Here is a 17,666-nt window from a genome sequence, read left to right as displayed (position 1 = left end):
GTGGGGTCCTGGCGTCCCCGGGGGCCCCGCCGCCGGGGCGGCGCCCCCCCCGCCGCCCCCCCCCCCCCCCGACGGGTGCCGGTCAGGCGGCGAGCGCGGCCGGGTCGGGCAGGTCGAGCCGGTGCGCGCCGGCGTAGACGTTCATCGAGGAGCCGCGCAGGAAGCCGATCAGGGTGAGCCCCGCGTCGGCGGCCAGGTCCGCGGCGAGCGACGACGGCGCGGAGACCGCGGCGAGCGCCGGTACGCCGGCCATCACCGCCTTCTGCACCAGCTCGAACGAGGCCCGCCCGCTGACCATCAGCAGCGTGCCGCGCAGCGGGAGCCGGCCCGTGCGCAGCGCCCAGCCGACGACCTTGTCGACGGCGTTGTGCCGGCCAACGTCCTCGCGCAGGCAGAGCAGCCGCCCGTCGGCGGTGAAGAGCCCGGCCGCGTGCAGCCCGCCGGTACGGTCGAAGACCCGCTGCGCCTCGCGGAGCTGATCGGGCAGGGCGGTGAGCAGGTCGGGGTCGATCCGTACCGGGTCCTCGGCGACCGACCAGGCGGTGCTGGTGCGTACCGCGTCGAGGCTGGCCTTGCCGCAGATCCCGCAGGAGGACGTGGTGTAGAAGTTGCGTTCCAGCGACGGGTCCGGTGGCGTGACCCCCCGGGCCAGCACCACGTCGACCACGTTGTACGTGTTCGACCCGTCCTCGGTGGCGCCCGCGCAGTAGCGGATGCCGGCGATCTCGTCGGCGCGGCGCACCACTCCCTCGCTCACCAGGAACCCGGCCGCCAGGTCGAAGTCGTCCCCCGGGGTCCGCATCGTGATCACCAGGGGGCGGCCGGCCACCCGGATCTCCAGCGGCTCCTCCGCGGTCAGCGTGTCCATCGGCCTGGCCACCGCACCGTCCACGATGCGCACCACGCGGCGTCGGCTCGTCACCCGTCCCATCTGCCACCACCCGATCCTGTCTGCCAGCCGTCGGCTGGCGCGACCACCTATCTTTGTATACTGTATGTCATGTGCGCGGCCGGCGGTATCGTCCGCGGGCGACCGCCAGGGCGGCCCCGGCGCCACCTTCAGTCCCGAGCACCGAGGAGTGGACATGAGCGTCCTGGACGACTGGACCCGGCACGCGCTCGCCGAACTCGGCCTCGACCCGGCCACGCTGGAGCAGTCGCTGGTCCTCGACGTGGCCCGCGACGTCGCGCACGGCGTCGCCCGGCCGGCGGCCCCGCTCACCACGTACCTGCTCGGCGTCGCGGTCGGTCGCGGCGCGAGCCTGCCCGAGGCCGCGGCGAAGCTCACCGACAGCGCCGCCGGCTGGCGCGAGCGGCGGCCCCTGCCGTGAGCGGCACCAGCTGGCCGGAGGCGCGCCGGATCGCCCGCGCCGCGGCCGGGGCGCTGCCCCCGGTCGACGCGCCGCTGGCCGAGGCGCTCGGCGCCGCGCTGGCCGCACCGCTGGTGGCGCTGGCCGCGCTCCCCTCCTACGACGCCGCCGCGATGGACGGGTACGCCGTCGCGGGCGCCGGCCCCTGGCGGATCGTCGGCCGGGTGCTCGCCGGCGACCCCGTACCGACCGAGCCGCTGCGCCCCGGCCAGGCCGTCGAGATCGCGACCGGCGCACCGGTGCCCCCGGCCGCCGACGCGGTGCTGCCGTACGAGCGGACCCTCTCCGCCAACGGCACCATCAGCGGGTACGTCGAACCCGGGCGGCACATCCGGCGCCGCGGCGAGGACTGCCCGGCCGGGCGGGAGGTGCTCCCCGCCGGTACCGTCGTCACGCCCACGGTGCTCGGCCTGGCCGCCAGCCTCGGGCACGACTGGCTCGCCGTGCACCGGCGTCCCCGGGTCGGCGTGGTGGTCACCGGCACCGAACTGCTCACCGAGGGGCTGCCCGCCCCCGGCCGGGTACGCGACGCGATCGGCCCGATCCTGCCCGGCCTGCTCCAGGTGGCCGGCGCGGAACTCGCCTGGACCACCCGGCTGATAGACGACCCGGAGGCGATGGTCGAGGCGCTGCGGCGCCCCGGCGTCGAGGTCGTGGTGGTCTGTGGCGCTACCTCGGCCGGCTCCGCCGACCACCTGCGTGGTGCCCTCGACACGCTCGGCGCCCGGGTGCCCGTGCACGGGGTGCAGTGTCGCCCCGGCCATCCACAGCTGTTCGCCGCGCTGCCGGACGGGCGCTTCGTCGTCGGCCTGCCGGGGAACCCGTACGCCGCGCTGGTCGCCGCCGTGACCCTGCTCGAACCGCTGCTGGGCCGGCTCTCCGGCCGCCGGGACCGGCCCCCGGTCACCGCCCGGCTGGCCGGTTCGGTCGCGGCGCACGAGCGGTACACCCGGCTGGTCCCGGTGACCCGGGCCGGCTCGGCCGCCGTACCGGTGGGGCACGACCGGCCCGCCTCGCTCTGGGGCGCCGCCTGCGCGGACGCGCTCGCCGTCGTACCGCCGGGCTGGACCGGCGCGGAGGTCGAGCTGCTCGCCCTGCCGGCGGCCGGGGCGACCCCGGTGCCGCACCTCGCCGAGCTGGGCGGGGAGGCGGGCCGCGCCGCCTGACAGGTGGCGAATGTTCGAGGATTCCGAACATCTGCTATGTTCGGGAAATCCGAACACCGTGCCGGAAGCCGCCGACGGCCTCCGCCCCCTCCCGCCGGAGGAAGAACCTTGAACATCACGGAACTCGCGGGCGCCTATCGCGAGCTGCTCGCCGCGGCCGGTGCGATCACCGACACCGCCCAGCTACCGCCGGTCCCCCGCGCCACGGTCGACTGGACCCTGAGCCACGTGGCGCTCAGCGACACCATGCTCGCGACCGCCGCCGCGCGGGTCCGGGACGGCCTACCGGCCGAGGTCGACAACCGCGACGCCATGGACGAACGGGCCATCGCGGCGCTCGTCGACGCCACCACCCACGCCGAACGCGTGGATCGGGTACGGGCCAACGGCGAGGCGCTCGTCGCCACGGTACGGACCATCCCGGACGAACGCGCCGACACCCTCGTACGACTGCGCATCGTGGACCGGAGCGGACGGCAGGTCGTGGACGAGCGGCGGCCCTGGAGCGAACTCGTCCGGTTGCGCGCCACCGAGCATCTGCCCGGCCACGCGGCGCGGATCGCCGCCGCCGGCGCCGGTCGTCACGTCGACTGACCGCCCCCTCCCCGCGGCGGGCCGGCCGCCCTGTCTACCGGCCCCGACCCCTCCCAGCTCGACCAGATACGGTGCCGCCGAAACGTCGCCGCCCGGCCGGTCCGCCCCGTCCGGCTCCGGGAACGCCGCCCGGCCGTCCACTTGGGACGATGTCGACCCGGCGGAGTGGGCGGGCGCCCGCGTGGTTCGATGCAAGCCACGGTCACGCGTCGGGGAGGGCATGCGGGATGGCGAAGGACGGCCTGGAGTCGGTGGCAGGCGTACGGGCCCGGTTGGCGCGGCCGGTCCGCCGGGTGATGTCCTGGGTGCTGGCGGGTGCCAACGGCGGGCCGGCCGACGAGCCGGCGGACGCCACCACCGGGAACTGGGTCGTCGACTGCGCCGTCTACGTCGACGGCCGGCGCCGCCCCGGCCGGCCGGACCCGCTGCGCGCACTGGCGACGGCCCGGGGCTGCCGTGGTTTCGTCTGGCTCGGCCTGCACGAGCCGTCGGCGGCCGACTTCGCCCCGGTGGCCCGGGCGTTCGGGCTGGACGAGTTGGTCGCCGGGCACGCCCTGAACGCCGACCACCGCCCGGCCGTGGAGCGCTACGACCAGGTGACCGTGATGGTGCTGCGGACCAGCCGCTACGTGGACCACCCGGAGCTGACCGAGACCTCCGAGGTGGTGGAGACCGGGGCGGTCACCGTCTTCGTCGGGCCCCGCTTCGTGATCACCGTACGGCACGGGGCGCCGGGCGCGCTCTCCCCGGTCCGGGCCGACCTGGAGGCCCGCCCGGCCCTGCTCGCGGCCGGTCCGTGGGCGGTCGCGCACGCCGTCTGCGACCGCCTCGTCGGCTCGTACGCCAAGGTCGCGGCGGCGGTGGAGGCGGACGTCGACGCGGTGGAGGAGCAGGTCTTCTCGCGGCACACGCACGGCCAGATCGCCCACATCTACCAGCTCAAGCGGGAGCTGATGGAGTTCAAGCGGGCGGTCGCCCCGCTGCAGCGCCCGCTCGGCGAGCTGATCGAGGACCGGGACGTGCTGCCACGGCCGATGAGCCGGTACTTCCGCGACCTCAGCGGAAACCTGGCCCGCATCGTGGAGCGGGTGACCGCCCTGGACGAGCTACTCAACTCGACCCTGCAGGCCCGGCTGACCCAGGTCAGCATCGACCAGAACAACGACATGCGGAAGATCGCGGCGTGGGCGGCGATCCTCGCGGTACAGACGTTCGTGGCCGGCGTGTACGGCATGAACTTCAGCTACATCCCGGGCCTGGACTCGCGGTACGGCTTCCCGGTGGCGATGCTCGTGATGCTCCTCCTCGGCGCCGTGATGTACCGCGGCTTCCGCCGCAACAAATGGCTGTGACCCGCTCGTCGATCTAGGGCAAATCGTCGTGAATAGAGATCCACTCACGACGATTTGCCCTAGATCGACGCCGTCGGGGTGGCGTGGTCAGAGTGGGAGCGTGACGTAGGTGCGGCCGTCGGTGGCGCGTACCTGCACGGCGGTCACGTCGGCCGGGGCGACCGCCGCGCTGCCGTCGAGGTTGGTGCCCTCGCCCCGGTCGGCGACGATCCAGCCCGCCGCGATCTCGTGGACGCCGTCGCGGCCGACCACGACCAGGCGGCAGTTCTCGCCGGCCGGGATGCCGGTGACGGAGGCGTTGACGCGTACCCAACCGGCGGCCGGCGTCATCGAGACGGTCAGCCGGGCCCCGGTCACCGGGTCGACGACGCTGCCGACCCGGGTGCCCGGCGCCGGCGTCCGGGCCGTCGGGGCGACCGGCGGGGCGGTCGGCGGGGCGGTCGGCGGACCGGCCTCGGCGTCGGACCCCGGCGCGGGCCGGGGCACGGACCGGGCGCCGATCACCGCGCCGGCGCCGAGCGTACCGGCGAGCACCGCCACCGCGGCGGCGAGCACGAACGCCCGGCGCCGCCGGTCCCCGGTGGCCGCCTCGACCCGCATCTGCCGCAGCGTGCGGGCCAGCACCTCGTCGGCGTCCGGCGGCCCGTGCAGCAGCGCCTCGGCCGGCACCTCGCCGAGCGCCGCCTTCACCGCGCTCAGCTCCGCCAGGTCGGCGCGGCACTCGGGGCAGTCGGCCAGGTGGGCCTCGACGTCGTCGCGCTCCGGCGGGTCGAGCAGCTCCAGCGCGTACGCGCCGAGCAGGCGGCTGTCGTGCGTCGGCGCGGTCACCCGGTCACCCCGCCCAGCGCCGTGGCGCGGCCGGTCAGTCGCCGGCGCATCACCTTCAGCCCGTGGTGCGCGCGGGACTTGACCGTGCCGGTCGGGATGCCCAGGCGGTCGGCGGTCTCGTGCAGGCTCCGGCCGCGCAGGTAGATCTCCACCAGGACGCTGCGCTGCTCGTCCGGCAGGCGCTCCAGCGCCTCCAGCGCGACCAGGGAGTCGACCACCCGGTCGGCGTGATCCCGCTCGACCGCGACGGTCACCTCGCGCTCGGCCACCTCCACCGGCCGGACGGCCCTGGCCCGGGCCCGGTCGGTGATGATGTTCCGGGCGACCGTGAAGAGCCACCCCCGGACCGATCCGTCGAGCTCCGAGAGCTTCGCCGAGTGCCGCCAGGCGCGGATCAACGTCTCCTGCAACACGTCCTCGGCGGCCGCCCGGTCCCCGGTCAGCCTCGTACCGTAGGCAAGCAACGCCGCGCCGTGCTCCTCGTACCACGATCGGATCAGCACCTCGTCGCTGGATGTGTGACGCCGCTGGCAACCGGCCATCGCCACCCGCCCGCCCTTCCTGCCTCGTCTGCGGAACGCACCGGAGCGTTCGAACGAGGAACGGACGGATGTGCGAACCGGTTCAGTGGCGCGCGGGTCGGTGCGAGTGCCGGGTACGCGGCGGTCCGGGGCGCGCGGGTCAGTGCGAGTGCCGGGGTACGGCGTGCCCGCCGCCGCCGACCAGGAAGTCGAGGTCGGCGCCCTCGTCCGCCTGCAGGACGTGGTCGACGTAGAGCTTGGCCCAGCCGCGCCGGGCGGTGACCGGGGGCGGCTGCCAGGCCCGCCGCCGCAGCTCCAGCTCGGCCTCGTCGACGAGCAGGTCGAGCCGGCGCGACGGGACGTCCAGCTCGATCCAGTCGCCGGTACGGACCAGCGCGAGCGGCCCGCCGACCGCCGCCTCGGGCGCGGTGTGCAGTACGCAGGTGCCGTACCCGGTACCGCTCATCCGCGCGTCGGAGATCCGGACCATGTCCTCGATCCCCGCGTCGAGCAGCACCTTCGGCATCGGCAGGTTCCCCACCTCGGGGAAGCCGGGGTAGCCGCGCGGACCGGCGTTGCGTACCACCAGGATGGTCCCGGGCTCCACCGGCAGCGCCGGATCCTCGCAGACTGCCGCGTAGTCCTCGACCCGGTCGAAGACCAGCGCCCGGCCCCGGTGACTGAGCAGGTGCGGCGACGCCGCGGAGATCTTCAGCACCGCGCCGCGCGGGGCGAGCGTGCCGCGCAGCACGACCGTACCGGAGCCGGCGGCCTGGAACGGCGCCTCCCGGGTACGGATCACCTCGTCGTTCCAGCGGCGCGCTCCGGCGACGTTCGCCCCGACCGTCGCGCCGCTCACCGTGATCTGGTCGGTGTGCAGCAGCTCCCCGAGTTCCCGCATCACCACCGGCAGCCCGCCGGCGTAGTAGAAGTCCTCCATCAGGAAGCGCCCGGAGGGCATCAGGTCGACCAGCACCGGCACGTCGCGGCCGAGCGCGTCGAAGTCCTCCAGCGTCAGCGGTACGCCGACCCGGCGGGCGAGCGCGAGCAGGTGCACCACCGCGTTGGTGGAGCCGCCGAGGGCCGCGTTGACCCGGATGGCGTTCTCGAACGCCGGTCGGGTCAGGATCGCCGACGGGCGCAGCTCCTCGCGTACCATCTCGACGACGCGCCGGCCGGTCGCCTGCGCCAGCGCGTACCGCCGAGAGTCCACCGCCGGGATCGCGGCCGAGCCGGGCAGCTGCATGCCGAGCGCCTCCGCGAGGCAGGCCATGGTGGAGGCCGTACCCATGGTCATGCAGTGCCCGCGGCTGCGGGACATGCAGATCTCGGCCTCGGCCAGGTCGGCGGCGGTCATCCGGCCGGCGCGGGCCTCCTCGCTGAAGCGCCAGACGTCGGTCCCGGAACCGATGTCGCGCCCCTGGAACTTGCCGGAGAGCATCGGCCCGCCGGTCACCATGACCGTCGGCAGGTCGACGCTGGCGGCGCCCATGAGGTGCGCCGGCGTGGTCTTGTCGCAGCCGGTCAGCAGCACCACCCCGTCGAGCGGGTTGGCCCGGATCGACTCCTCGACCTCCATCGCCAGCAGGTTGCGGAAGAGCATCGTGGTGGGGCGCATCAGCGTCTCGCCCAACGACATCGTGGGGAACTCCAGCGGCAGCCCGCCGGCCTGCCACACGCCCCGCTTGACCGCCTCCGCGACCTCGCGCAGGTGGGCGTTGCAGGGGGTCAGCTCCGACCAGGAGTTGGCGATGCCGATCACCGGCCGCCCGTCGAATACCTCCGGGCCGAAGCCCTGGTTGTTCATCCAGGAACGGTGGATGAAACCGTTGCGTCCCTCGGCGGCGAACCACTGGGCACTGCGGGAACCCGTTACGGCGTCATGCATCGCGCACCCTCACCAGAGTCCTCGCCGGTCGGGTCGAGGCCGCACCGCGGCTCGGGCCACGGCCCGGCCCACCCGTGCGGGCGCGGGGTGTGCCCGTGCCGGCGCTGTCGTCACCGTAGCCGCGGCCGAGCGGGAAAGGCAAGATCACCGATTCGGTACGGGGTCCCGGACGCCCCCCGGTCCGCCGGGGCGGGGTCAGGTGGAGGCGACGAGCACCGGCGGTACGGCCAGCTCCAGCTGCTGGAGCAGGTGGACGAGCTTGCGGTCCAGTTCGATCCCGACCGCGGCGATCTCGGCCTGGCCCAGCGAGGCGATCGGCTCGCTCGGCTGCTCGACGGAGAAGCGGGTCGGGCCGCCCTCGGCGGCGCTGATCGTGGTCCGCAGCGGTACGTACAGCAGGACCACCGGGTCGTGCCGGAACATCCGCTCGGCGATGGTGTGGTTGCCCATCAGGTACTCGACGCAGCGGGCCCGGTCACCGGCGAGGCCCATGAGCGGCTGGGCGTCGATCTCGGCGTAGCGCAGGAACCCGTACGGCGCCACGCGCTCCGTCAGCGCCAGCACCTCGCTCCAGTCCGCGCCGCGCTTGGCGAGCGCGCCGAAGGCCACGGCGTCGTACGCGGGCACCGCCGTCTCGTAGCGCAGCCGGAACTCCTCGAACGGCGTGTCCGTCGAGATGCTGAACCGCCGGGCCGAATATCTCGTCTCGGTGATGGGTCCTGCCGCCGTCGCCATGCCCCCTCCGGTCCCCGCGGGTCGCAACAGCCTCCACGCTACTGGTCGGGTCGCCGCGCGGACCCGGTTTCGTCGCATCCCCGGCCCCGTCCGGCCCCCTCCGCCGGCCGGCTCCGTCCGCATCTCCCGGCCCGGTCCGCCCGCGCCATCGGCCCGCCCAGGCCCACCCGGGGCGGCGACCGGACGCCGCCGCCCGGGTGCGCCGTTGCCGCCGGCGGGCGGCACGGGCGGGTGGCACAGGCGGGCGCCCGGGCGGGCGACACGGGCGGGCGACACGGATCGAGGGCGGTCACTTCTGGACAGTGGCCGCTTCTGCCGGCGCGCCGGCGCGACCCGCCCTGCCAGGCTCCCGGCAACGGCCGCCCGGCCCCGACCGGGGCGGCCACCCGCAGAGCACGAGGAAGACGGAGAGATCGATGGCTGGATCGGTACCCGCGCCCGGGGCGTACGGCTCGGCGCAACCCGTACCCGATGGCTGGCGCGCGGAGACGGGCGGACTGCGCCGGCCGGCCCTCGGCGGACCGCGCGCGGGCCTCGCGGCGTCCGCGCTGGTGGCCGCCCTCGCCCTGGGTAATCTGGCCGGCCTGCCGCCGGCCGCCGCGGCGGCCGCCACCGGCGCACCGTTCGACGGCGTCGGGGTGGCCGCCGTGGGTGCCGCCCAGCCCGGCGTGACCGCCCCGGCCGGCGCCGGGTCGACGAGCGGCGGCGACACGACGCTGGCCCTGCCGGCGTGGCCGCTGGTGCAGTCCGGCCAGCAGGGCCCGCAGGTGCGTACCGTGCAGTACCTGCTGCGCGGACGCGGCGAGACGATCAGTGCCGACGGCGTCTTCGGCGCCCAGACCAAGGCGGCCGTCCAGCGCTTCCAGACCGCCCAGGGGCTCGACGCGGACGGGATCGTCGGTCCGCTCAGCTGGAGCGCGCTGGTCGTGCCGCTGGACAGCGGTGGCTCCGGCGAGCCGGTCCGGGCGCTGCAGACGCAGCTGAACCGGTACGGCGCGGCCCTCGCCGTGGACGGCGTCTTCGGCGCGCCGACGGCCGCGGCGGTCACCGGGTTCCGCACCGAGCACGACCTGGGCGCCGGTACCGCCGTGGACGCCACGGTCTGGCAGGCGCTCGTCGGCGGCGCGCCCGGGGCGGGCACCTACGCGCTGCCCCTGGCGCACGAGAAGCTGCCGCGCGGCGAGTACGACGACCCGCACCACGACTACCCGGCGATCGACCTGCCGGTGGGTACGGGCACCCCGGCGTACGCCAGCGCCGCCGGTACGGTCACCGCGGTCAACAACAGCGCCTGCGGCATCGGCGTGCAGATCCGCGACGCGGCCGGGGTCGTCTTCATGTACTGCCACTTCTCCCAGCGCGTGGCGGCCGGCGGGAGCACCGTGACGCCGGGGCAACTGGTCGGCTACACGGGCAGCACGGGCAACTCGACCGGCCCGCACCTGCACTTCGAGATCCGTACCGGCAGCACGAACCGCTGCCCGCAGAACTTCCTGCTCGCGCTCTACGACGGCGTCACCCCGCCGGATCCGGCGACGCTGCCGACCAGCGGCTGCACCTCGGCCGGCCTGGTCGCCGGGGAGTCGGCGCACGACTAGGCCGCGTGTCGCCTCCGGGCGGGCCCGACCTTGGGGGTCCGGTGGATCGGTCCCATCCGATCGGCCGGGCCCCTCGGTCGTGGCAGGATGTCCCGACGGCGCTCGCTATACACGCGTGTAGCATCCTGTTCACACGTATAGCGAACGACGAGCAGGGCGAGGACATCGAGATGGACCGCATTCCCGTCACCTTCACCGGCGTACGCGTCACCGCGTTGCTGGAGCTGTACCTGCGCTGGTTGGACAGCAAGGACCCGCACCCGCTCCTCGGCGACCGGTGGGCCGGCGACGTCGTCGAGCGGCTGGACTTCGACTTCTCCCAGTTCCGATCGTTGGCCATCGGGCGCTTCGCGGTCGGGCTCCGCTCGGCGGTGATGGACCGCCGGGCCACCGGCTACCTGGCGGAGCATCCGGACGCGATCGTGCTCGACCTCGGCTCCGGCTTCGACAGCCGCGTCTTCCGGGTCGACCCGGCACCGCCCCACGAGTGGTACGACGTGGACCTCCCCGACGTGGTGGAGATCGCGGACCGGCTCTACCCGGCACGTCCGGGCCACCGCCGGGTCGGCGTCTCCGTCCTCGACCCCGGCTGGCTCGCGGCGATCCCGGGCGACCGGCCGGCGATGGTGGTGGCCGACGGCTTCTTCGGCTTCTTCGCCCCGGACGAGGCGCGGCAGATCATCCGGTCCATCGTCGACCACTTCCCCACCGGAGAGATCATCCTCAACATCACCTCCACCGCCTCGAAGCGGCAGCGGGAACGGCGACCGGTGCCCCTGTTCACCAGGTTCGGCATCGTGGAGAAGTGGTGGATCGACGATCCGCGCGAGGTCGAGGCGTTCGACGAGCGACTGCGGTACGTCGGGGACGACAACCTGCTCGACCCGCGCCTGCTGCGCCGGTCCCCGTGGTCGTACCGGCTGCTCTCCGCCGCGGTCCGGGCCGTTCCGGCCTGGCGGGGCCAGCACGGCGGGATCCTCCGCTACCGGTTCTGACCGCCGCCGTGTCGGGACCCGGCGGCGGGGCCAGCACGGCGGGGCCCGACGACGGGGCACCCGTTCGAGGCGGCCCGGCGCCCACGACACCACCGGTCGCGGGGTTTGCGCGGCCACGACCGGGTCCGGCCCTGCTGAGCTGCATAAGCTGGCCGCATGGCCGAGCGGCGCAACCGCGACAACGTGGGTACGGTCGTCGTGGCCGCCCTGGCCAACCTCGTCGTCGCCGCGGCCAAGGCCGTCGCCGGGCTGATCTCCAGCTCGGCGGCGCTGCTCTCCGAGTCCGCCCACTCGGTGGCGGACACCATGACGGAGCTGCTGCTCCTCGTGGCGCTGCGGCGCGGGGCGCGGCCCGCCGACCCGGAGCACCCGCTCGGCCACGGCCGGGAGAGCTACCTCTGGGCCCTGATGGCGGCGGTGCTCACCTTCGTGGCGGGCGGCGTCTTCTCGATCCTCGAGGGCATCCAGGGCATCCGGGAGCGGGAACGCAACCAGGAGCTGTTCATCGCGTACGTCGTACTGATCATCTCGGCGGTCGCGGAGGGAGTCTCGCTGTTCCGGGCGACGCGCCAGCTGCGGCGCCGGGCCCGCCGGTGGCGGATCACGCCGCTGCGGGTGGTGCGGCGGACCCCGAACACCACCGTGAAGGCGGTGTTCCTGGAGGACAGCGCCGCGCTCATCGGGCTCGCGCTGGCCGGGATCGGGGTCGCGCTCTCCGAGGTGACCGGCTCACCGGTCTACGACGGCGCCGCCTCGATCGCCATCGGCCTGTTGCTGCTGGTCGTGGCCACGGTCCTGGGCTACAGCAACCTGAGCCTGCTGGTCGGCCGCTCGGCCGGGGACCCGGCCCGGGAGGAGATCTGCCGGGGGCTCGCCGAGCATCCGGCGATCCGCCGGGTGACCAACCTGGTGGCGCTGCAGCTCGGGCCGGACGAGATCCTCGTCGCGGCGAAGGTGGACTTCGTGGACGAGCCCGGCGGGCGGGACGTCGCGCAAGCGGCCAGCGACGCCGGTCGCCGGCTCGCCGAGCGCAATCCCGCCATCAGGTGGATCTTCCTGGATCCCAGCGGCGGCTCGACCGAACCGGGCGAGGCCGCCGGGTCGGGCCGGCCGGCCTAGCTCCGTCCCGGCCCGGCGGCTCAGGGCGCCGCGGCGAAGACGGCCCCGGGCACCGGGCGGCCGACCTTCTTCCCGCCGTGCAGCCGGTACGCCTCCTCGACCTGCGCCGGAATCCGCCCGCGCCCGTCGACCGTGTTCTGCGACGGCTCGCGCAGGCCCGCGTTCTCCCAGTTCGCCACCCACCAGTCGCGTACCGCGCGCAGCTGGTCGCGGTTGCTCCGCTCGCGCCCGCCGCGGGTCGGGGCGACCTGCTGCCGGGGGCGTACCACCGCCGTCGGGGTCCGCTTCGCGACCGCCAGGTACGGCTCCAGCGCCTTGAACAGGGCCGCGCGGCTCGCCTCGGCGAGGTCGATGGTCCACTCCGAGCCGTCGATACCGAAGCGCACCTCGACGGCGTTCTTCTCTCCGGTGAGATCGTCGATCGTCTCGACAATGGTACGGCGTGCCATGGATCCCCCTGCGGGCGCGAACGCTATGCGACTAACGAGGTGACGTCAATGGCACGTAACCTAGACCAAAACTGAGTGGATCATCAACTTGGCGCGCCATTCACCGTACTCCGCCCATCGGCGGGTACGCGCTCCTCCCGACGCCCGGCGCTACCAGTCGACCCGCCCGCCGGCGGCCAGCAGTTCGCCGATCCGCTCCGGCGGCATCGGCCGGCCCAGCACGTGCCCCTGGCCGATGTCGCAGTTCAACGCGGTGAGCAGGTCGGCCTGGGCGGCGCTCTCCACCCCCTCGGCCGTGATCTCCATCCGCAGATCGTGGCCGAGCGCGATGAGGTGCGGCACCATCCTGGCCGCCGAACGCTCCGCCCGCGCCCGGTCCAGATCGGCGAGGAAGGCGGCGGCCAACTTGATCGTGTGTACCGGCATGGTGTGCAGATACGTCAGATTCGAGTAACCGGTACCGAAATCGTCGATGGCCAGCCGCACACCGAGTTCCGCCAGCGCGTGCAGCGGGCGCATGGTGCTCTGGTCCGGTTCCAGGATCGCGTTCTCGGTGATTTCCAGCTGCAGCCGGTGCGCCGGCAGGCCGGTACGGTCCAGGATGGCGGCGACGATCGCGGGAAGCCCGGGTTCACGCAGTTGGGCGGCGGCGAGATTGACGCTGACCATTGGCTGCCGTGGAGTCGGGTCGGCCAGCTCCCCGCCGAGACCGACCGCCGACTGCCAGGACGCCGCCTGGACGCAGGCCCGCTCCAGCAGATGCCGGCCGAGCGGCATGATCAGCGCGGTACGCTCGGCGAGCGGGATGAACTGGCTCGGGCTGACCGGGCCGAAGACCGGATGCGACCAGCGGGCCAGCGCCTCCACCCCGACGACCGTACGGTCGCGCAGCCGGACCAGCGGCTGGTACGCCAGGGTGAACTCGCCCGCCGCGAGCGCCGCCGGCATCGCGTTGGTCAACTCGTGCCGGGCCACGTCGACCGCGTTGCGGGCCGGCTCGAAGACCGCCCACTGGGCGTGCGGGTCCTTCTTCGCCCAGCCGAGCGCCACGTCCGCGGCGCGCAGCAGCTCGGTCGGGTCGGCGCCGGCCGCGAGCCGTTCCACGATGCCGGCCTTGGCGCCCACCACGATGTCGTGGCCGCCGATCCGGCACGGGTTGGGCAGCGCCCGCAGCGCCCGGTCCACCAGTTTGACGACGTCGTCGGCGTTGCTGGTGCGCTCGACGACGAAGGCGAACTCGTCCCCGCCCAGGTGGGCCAGGAAGGTGTCGTCGGTGGAGGCGAGCCGGCGCAGCTGGTCACCGACGGCCCGCAGGAGCCGGTCGCCCTCCGCCGGGCCGACGCTGTCGTTCACCGCCGAGAAGCGTTCGAGGTCGATCACGCAGACGCCGATCCGCTCGGTACCGGTCGCGCCGGCCAGCACCTCGCTCAGCCGGGCCGCCAGGGCCGCCCGGTTCGGCAGCCCGGTCAGCGGCTCGTGCAGCAGCACGTGCTGGATCTGGTCCTGCAACTGCCGCTGCTGGCGGCGCCAGACGTCGCGCTCGGCGCGGTGCAGGTCCTCCGCGTCGTTGCGGGCCCGGCTGCGGATGCCCTCGCCGAAGCCCGCGGCCAGCTGACCGACCAGCTCGCCCAGCCGCTCCCGGTGGACCCGGTCCGCCAGCTCCAGGTCGCCCAGCAGACGCCCGTTGAGCAGCGCGATCGTGTTGCCCAGCGCCAGCGGGGAGGAGATCCGGGCCCGGACCAGCTCGACGCCCACCCCGTAGCCGGCCGCCGCGTCGAAGGGCTCGGCCAGCAGCGCCGCCAGCAGCCGCCGGGTGAGCCGCTCCAGCAGTCCCCGGGCGCGGGCCCGGCCACCGGGTACGTAGCTGGTGCGGGCCACCACGCGCAGCCAGGACCGGGCGAAGGCGACGACCGCCGGGCCCGCGACCGGGAGGGATTCGTCCGTACGGCTGTCGCTCACGCTCGCTCCCGTCCGGCCATCCTGACCAACATGAGTCTGCTTCGCGAATACATTGTCGTCGGAATCGGCGCCCACGCCAGCCTTCGTTCCGGCCGACGGCCCCCGGCCGCGCGACCGGCGGCTCAGCGCCTGCGGGCGCGGCGGGCGTGGCCGGCGGCTCAGCGTTTGCGGGCGACCGCCCCGAGCACCGCCGGCTGGTCGGGTTCGTCCGCCTCCGGCTCGGGGTGCCAGTCCGTCACCGGCACGATGCCCGGTTCGACGACCTCCAACCCGCCCAGCATCTCCCGCAGCTGCGCCGCGTCGCGCAGCCGTACCGGCGTGGGCGTCCGGTTGTAGAGCCGGCGTACCCGCTCCTGTTGCTGCGCCAGTTCGGGGGTGAGGGTGCCGTGCGACAGCGCGACGTAGCTGTCCGACGGCAGCTCGTCGACGAGCCGGGCGATGATCGCGCGCGGGTCGTCCGAGTCGGCCACGAAGTGCAGTACGGCGATGAGCAGAACCGCGACCGGCTGGGAGAAGTCGAGCAGCTCGGCCACCTCGGGGTGGTCGAGGATCTCCTCGGGACGGCGCAGGTCCCCCTGGATGACGGTGGCCCGCGGGTTGCCGGCGAGGATCGCCGCGCTGTGCGAGACCGCCACGGGGTCGATGTCGACGTAGACCACCCGCGACTGCGGCGCCGCGTCCTGGGCGACCTCGTGCACGTTGCCGAGCGTGGGGATGCCGGATCCGATGTCGAGGAACTGGCGTACGCCGGCCGCGGCGAGGTGGCGCACCACCCGTTCCAGGTACGCCCGGTTGGCGTGGGCGAGCAGCCGGATCCCGGGCCAGGCCTCCTCGGCCCGGTCGGCGTAGACCCGGTCCACCTCGAAGTTGTGGTCGCCGCCGAGCGCGTAGTCGTACATGCGCGCCGCGCTCGGCACCGTGATGTCCAGTCCCTCCGGCACCCACTCGGGCAATCCCACCGCGTGCTCCCTGCTCAGTCGCGAGGACGGCGCCCGCCGGGCGGCACCGACCACAGTGGCCGGTCGCGGCGGCCGGGCGAGCCGACCTTACTCCGGGTCGTGCCGCGAACCCAACTCCGTGACGGACGACGGGACTCCGGCGCGTTCACAGGACGCGGGTAACGCCCTCGGCGGCCACCCGCGACGCGAGCGAGGACCGGTCGAGGTTGGCGCAGAGCACCACCGACGCGCCCGCCGACAGGGGCGCGAGCAGCCACTTCACCGGGTGCTCGTGCTCGGCGGCGTCCACCAGCAGCCGGTCGCCCGCGCGCAGGTCGAGGCGGTCGGCCAGTTCCCGGGCCAGCCCTCCCCACTGCCGGTACGTCGTGCCGTCCACGCTGGCCGCGGCCGTGTGCCGGATCGGTGGAGCCGCGGCCGGCCGCTCGGGATGCCGCCGCACCTCGGCGACGAAGTCGCGGTACCCCTCGGGAACCTCCGGCAGGGCCGCGCCGTACGGGGCGAGCCCGAGCACGAAGCGGTGCCGCGCCTCGGGCACGTTCTCCAGCCAGTCGTCGAGCCGCTTCGCGGAGACGAAGGTGACGTCCAGCGGCTCGTCCGCGCCGGGGCCGAGCGCCGGCAGGCCGGCCGTGGCCGCCAGGCGGAACGAGACCGCCACCTGGGCCGACCAGGCGCCCAGCAGCACCGCGGCGGTCTGCCAGTGCGGCGGCAGCAGTACCGCGGCGCGGTCGCCCTCGCCCAGCCCGCAGCCGTCGCGCAGCAGGGCGGCGGTCCGGGCGGCCCAGCCGGCCAGCTCCGCCGCCGACAGGTCGGTACGCTCGCCCGTCGCGTCGTCGTAGTAGGTCAGCAGGGCCGGGCCCGCGTTCTCCGGGGCGCCGGCGAGCGCCCCGGGCAGCCCGGCGAAGGCGGTCAACTCCACGGATCTCTCCCAGCGGCGGTACGGCGGGGCCGCCGGCCGGTACGGAGGGTCGGCGGAAGCGCCACGAAAGGCCCGCCAACCATAGCAAATGGCCTCTTGCTGCGCACATTCGTCGATGTAGAAGTCTTTCCATCGCTCGATGCTCTTGGTTGGATAGTTTCACTTTGGCCCCGTCGCAGAGGGAGAGACCCCGTCAGATGAAGACCGGACACGTACGCCGCTGGCTGCTGCTGGCGGCGAGCGCGCTCGTCACGGCGGTACTGCTGCCGGCCGCACCGGCCGCCGCGGCCACCGTCACCGTGGACAACAGCACCGCCGGCCGGTTCAGCGGGAGCGCCAACTGGGGCGTCTCCTCCTGGTCCAGCCAGCGCTACGGCGACGACTACGCCTTCGCCACCCCGGACACGACCGCCAGCGACCCGGCCTGGTACAAGATCGAGATTCCGGCCGCCGGCAGCTACCAGGTCGAGGTCTGGTATCCGGCCGACGCCGGCTACAACAACGCCACCCCCTTCGTGATCGCCACGACCGGCGGCAACCAGACCGTCACGGTCAACCAGCGGACCAACGGTGGCCGCTGGGTCAGCCTCGGCGTCTTCAGCCTCGCCGCGGGCGACTACAACGCCGTCGGGGTCAGCCGCTGGACCAGCGGCACCGGCTACGTGGTCGCGGACGCGGTACGGGTCACCTCCGCCACCGGCGGCACCGGGCTCTCGCTGCCGCTGCCGCGCACCGCCCTGCCCCGCAGCGAGTACGACGACCCGCACCACGACTACCCGGCGATCGACCTGCCCGTCCCCACCGGCACGCCCGCCTACGCCGTCCGGGCCGGTACCGTCGCCCGGGTCAACGACAGCAGCTGTGGCCAGGGCATCAACCTCACCGGCACCGACGGCGCCGTCTACACGTACTGCCACTTCTCGGCGTGGTCGGTGGCGAACGGGGCCAGCGTCTCGGCCGGTCAGCAGCTCGGCTCCACCGGCAACACGGGCAACTCCACCGGCCCGCACCTGCACTTCGGCATCCGTACCAGCGGCACGCTGCGCTGCCCGCAGAACTTCCTGCTGGCGCTCTACGACGGCGTCGCGCCGCCGGCCGCCACCAGCCTGCCGACCAGCGGCTGCAGCTACTGACCCGGCCGATCCGCCGGTACCGGGCGACCCGGTACCGGCGAATCGCCGCGCGGTGGCCGGAACCGCCCCGGCGCCGGGGCGGTT

At 74.4% G+C, this 17,666-nt stretch carries 17 protein-coding genes; 8 read left to right on the top strand and 9 right to left on the bottom strand.

Features of this window, described 5'->3' with window-relative positions; all coding sequences use genetic code 11:
* Nucleotides 1–82: 82 nt before the first annotated feature.
* The gene (gene fdhD / locus AB0J86_RS37200; RefSeq protein ID WP_363863053.1) at nt 83–931 is read right to left on the bottom strand and encodes a formate dehydrogenase accessory sulfurtransferase FdhD; all 849 of its coding nucleotides are present in this window, start codon (nt 929–931) and stop codon (nt 83–85) included.
* A 154-nt stretch (nt 932–1,085) separates the two neighbouring features.
* Between fdhD and AB0J86_RS37195 the strand changes: the two genes are divergently transcribed.
* From AB0J86_RS37195 to AB0J86_RS37180, 4 genes are all read left to right on the top strand, one after another.
* A complete protein-coding gene (locus AB0J86_RS37195) occupies nt 1,086–1,331 on the top strand; it encodes a DUF6457 domain-containing protein (protein ID WP_363863050.1) in 246 nt (81 codons plus the stop codon).
* Complete coding sequence (locus AB0J86_RS37190; RefSeq protein WP_363863047.1) at nt 1,328–2,536, top strand: molybdopterin molybdotransferase MoeA; 1,209 nt, start codon at nt 1,328–1,330, stop codon at nt 2,534–2,536. The genes AB0J86_RS37195 and AB0J86_RS37190 overlap by 4 nt, the downstream gene beginning before the upstream one ends.
* 108 nt (nt 2,537–2,644) lie before the next feature.
* A complete protein-coding gene (locus tag AB0J86_RS37185; RefSeq protein ID WP_363863044.1) occupies nt 2,645–3,130 on the top strand; it encodes a hypothetical protein in 486 nt (161 codons plus the stop codon).
* A gap of 227 nt (nt 3,131–3,357) precedes the next feature.
* On the top strand, nt 3,358–4,482 hold the full coding sequence (locus AB0J86_RS37180) for a magnesium and cobalt transport protein CorA (RefSeq protein WP_363863041.1): 1,125 nt from the start codon (nt 3,358–3,360) through the stop codon (nt 4,480–4,482).
* 87 nt (nt 4,483–4,569) lie between these two features.
* Here AB0J86_RS37180 and AB0J86_RS37175 read toward each other — a convergent pair whose 3' ends face one another.
* From AB0J86_RS37175 to AB0J86_RS37160, 4 genes are all read right to left on the bottom strand, one after another.
* On the bottom strand, nt 4,570–5,310 hold the full coding sequence (locus AB0J86_RS37175; RefSeq protein WP_363863039.1) for a zf-HC2 domain-containing protein: 741 nt from the start codon (nt 5,308–5,310) through the stop codon (nt 4,570–4,572).
* Complete coding sequence (locus tag AB0J86_RS37170; RefSeq protein ID WP_363863056.1) at nt 5,307–5,810, bottom strand: sigma-70 family RNA polymerase sigma factor; 504 nt, start codon at nt 5,808–5,810, stop codon at nt 5,307–5,309. Before AB0J86_RS37170 ends, AB0J86_RS37175 begins: the two co-directional genes overlap by 4 nt.
* Before the next feature lie 181 nt (nt 5,811–5,991).
* Nucleotides 5,992–7,719: an IlvD/Edd family dehydratase gene (locus tag AB0J86_RS37165; protein WP_363863036.1), complete on the bottom strand. Its 1,728-nt coding sequence runs from the start codon at nt 7,717–7,719 to the stop codon at nt 5,992–5,994.
* A gap of 195 nt (nt 7,720–7,914) precedes the next feature.
* A complete protein-coding gene (locus AB0J86_RS37160; protein ID WP_363863033.1) occupies nt 7,915–8,454 on the bottom strand; it encodes a hypothetical protein in 540 nt (179 codons plus the stop codon).
* Between the two features lie 416 nt (nt 8,455–8,870).
* On the opposite strand from AB0J86_RS37160, the gene AB0J86_RS37155 reads away from it, so the two are divergent.
* The 3 genes from AB0J86_RS37155 to AB0J86_RS37145 all read left to right on the top strand — a co-directional run bounded on the left by AB0J86_RS37155 (nt 8,871) and on the right by AB0J86_RS37145 (nt 12,166).
* On the top strand, nt 8,871–10,052 hold the full coding sequence (locus tag AB0J86_RS37155; protein ID WP_363863031.1) for a peptidoglycan-binding protein: 1,182 nt from the start codon (nt 8,871–8,873) through the stop codon (nt 10,050–10,052).
* Nucleotides 10,053–10,222: 170 nt separating this feature from the next.
* Nucleotides 10,223–11,047, top strand: coding sequence for a class I SAM-dependent methyltransferase (locus AB0J86_RS37150; protein ID WP_363863029.1), 825 nt, complete (start codon nt 10,223–10,225; stop codon nt 11,045–11,047).
* Between the two features lie 156 nt (nt 11,048–11,203).
* Nucleotides 11,204–12,166, top strand: a complete 963-nt coding sequence (locus AB0J86_RS37145; RefSeq protein ID WP_363863026.1) for a cation transporter — start codon at nt 11,204–11,206, stop codon at nt 12,164–12,166.
* A gap of 20 nt (nt 12,167–12,186) precedes the next feature.
* Here AB0J86_RS37145 and AB0J86_RS37140 read toward each other — a convergent pair whose 3' ends face one another.
* From AB0J86_RS37140 to AB0J86_RS37125, 4 genes are all read right to left on the bottom strand, one after another.
* The gene (locus tag AB0J86_RS37140; protein WP_363863023.1) at nt 12,187–12,615 is read right to left on the bottom strand and encodes an Lsr2 family protein; all 429 of its coding nucleotides are present in this window, start codon (nt 12,613–12,615) and stop codon (nt 12,187–12,189) included.
* 150 nt (nt 12,616–12,765) lie between these two features.
* A complete protein-coding gene (locus tag AB0J86_RS37135; protein ID WP_363863020.1) occupies nt 12,766–14,574 on the bottom strand; it encodes a bifunctional diguanylate cyclase/phosphodiesterase in 1,809 nt (602 codons plus the stop codon).
* A gap of 158 nt (nt 14,575–14,732) precedes the next feature.
* On the bottom strand, nt 14,733–15,533 hold the full coding sequence (locus tag AB0J86_RS37130; protein WP_363863017.1) for an SAM-dependent methyltransferase: 801 nt from the start codon (nt 15,531–15,533) through the stop codon (nt 14,733–14,735).
* A 145-nt stretch (nt 15,534–15,678) separates the two neighbouring features.
* Entirely contained in the window at nt 15,679–16,449 is a 771-nt protein-coding gene (locus AB0J86_RS37125; protein WP_363863014.1) for a TIGR03089 family protein, read from the bottom strand.
* Between the two features lie 197 nt (nt 16,450–16,646).
* On the opposite strand from AB0J86_RS37125, the gene AB0J86_RS37120 reads away from it, so the two are divergent.
* Nucleotides 16,647–17,582 carry a peptidoglycan DD-metalloendopeptidase family protein gene (locus AB0J86_RS37120; RefSeq protein ID WP_363863011.1) on the top strand — a complete coding sequence of 312 codons (936 nt, stop codon included), beginning with the start codon at nt 16,647–16,649 and terminating at the stop codon, nt 17,580–17,582.
* Nucleotides 17,583–17,666: the final 84 nt, after the last annotated feature.

The organism is Micromonospora sp. NPDC049559, from assembly GCF_040676675.1.
Classification (GTDB): domain Bacteria; phylum Actinomycetota; class Actinomycetes; order Mycobacteriales; family Micromonosporaceae; genus JBFAPK01.
Note: the sequence above shows the minus strand (reverse complement) of the source record. Positions and strands in the feature narration are given on the sequence as shown.

Excerpts from the sequence above, each read along its gene's own strand:
- fdhD (WP_363863053.1), bottom strand. The coding sequence starts at position 931 with ATGGGACGGGTGACGAGCCGACGCCGCGTGGTGCGCATCGTGGACGGT.
- AB0J86_RS37195 (WP_363863050.1), top strand. The coding sequence starts at position 1,086 with ATGAGCGTCCTGGACGACTGGACCCGGCACGCGCTCGCCGAACTCGGC.
- AB0J86_RS37180 (WP_363863041.1), top strand. The coding sequence starts at position 3,358 with ATGGCGAAGGACGGCCTGGAGTCGGTGGCAGGCGTACGGGCCCGGTTG.
- AB0J86_RS37165 (WP_363863036.1), bottom strand. The coding sequence starts at position 7,719 with ATGCATGACGCCGTAACGGGTTCCCGCAGTGCCCAGTGGTTCGCCGCC.
- AB0J86_RS37160 (WP_363863033.1), bottom strand. The coding sequence starts at position 8,454 with ATGGCGACGGCGGCAGGACCCATCACCGAGACGAGATATTCGGCCCGG.
- AB0J86_RS37155 (WP_363863031.1), top strand. The coding sequence starts at position 8,871 with ATGGCTGGATCGGTACCCGCGCCCGGGGCGTACGGCTCGGCGCAACCC.
- AB0J86_RS37150 (WP_363863029.1), top strand. The coding sequence starts at position 10,223 with ATGGACCGCATTCCCGTCACCTTCACCGGCGTACGCGTCACCGCGTTG.
- AB0J86_RS37145 (WP_363863026.1), top strand. The coding sequence starts at position 11,204 with ATGGCCGAGCGGCGCAACCGCGACAACGTGGGTACGGTCGTCGTGGCC.
- AB0J86_RS37140 (WP_363863023.1), bottom strand. The coding sequence starts at position 12,615 with ATGGCACGCCGTACCATTGTCGAGACGATCGACGATCTCACCGGAGAG.
- AB0J86_RS37120 (WP_363863011.1), top strand. The coding sequence starts at position 16,647 with ATGAAGACCGGACACGTACGCCGCTGGCTGCTGCTGGCGGCGAGCGCG.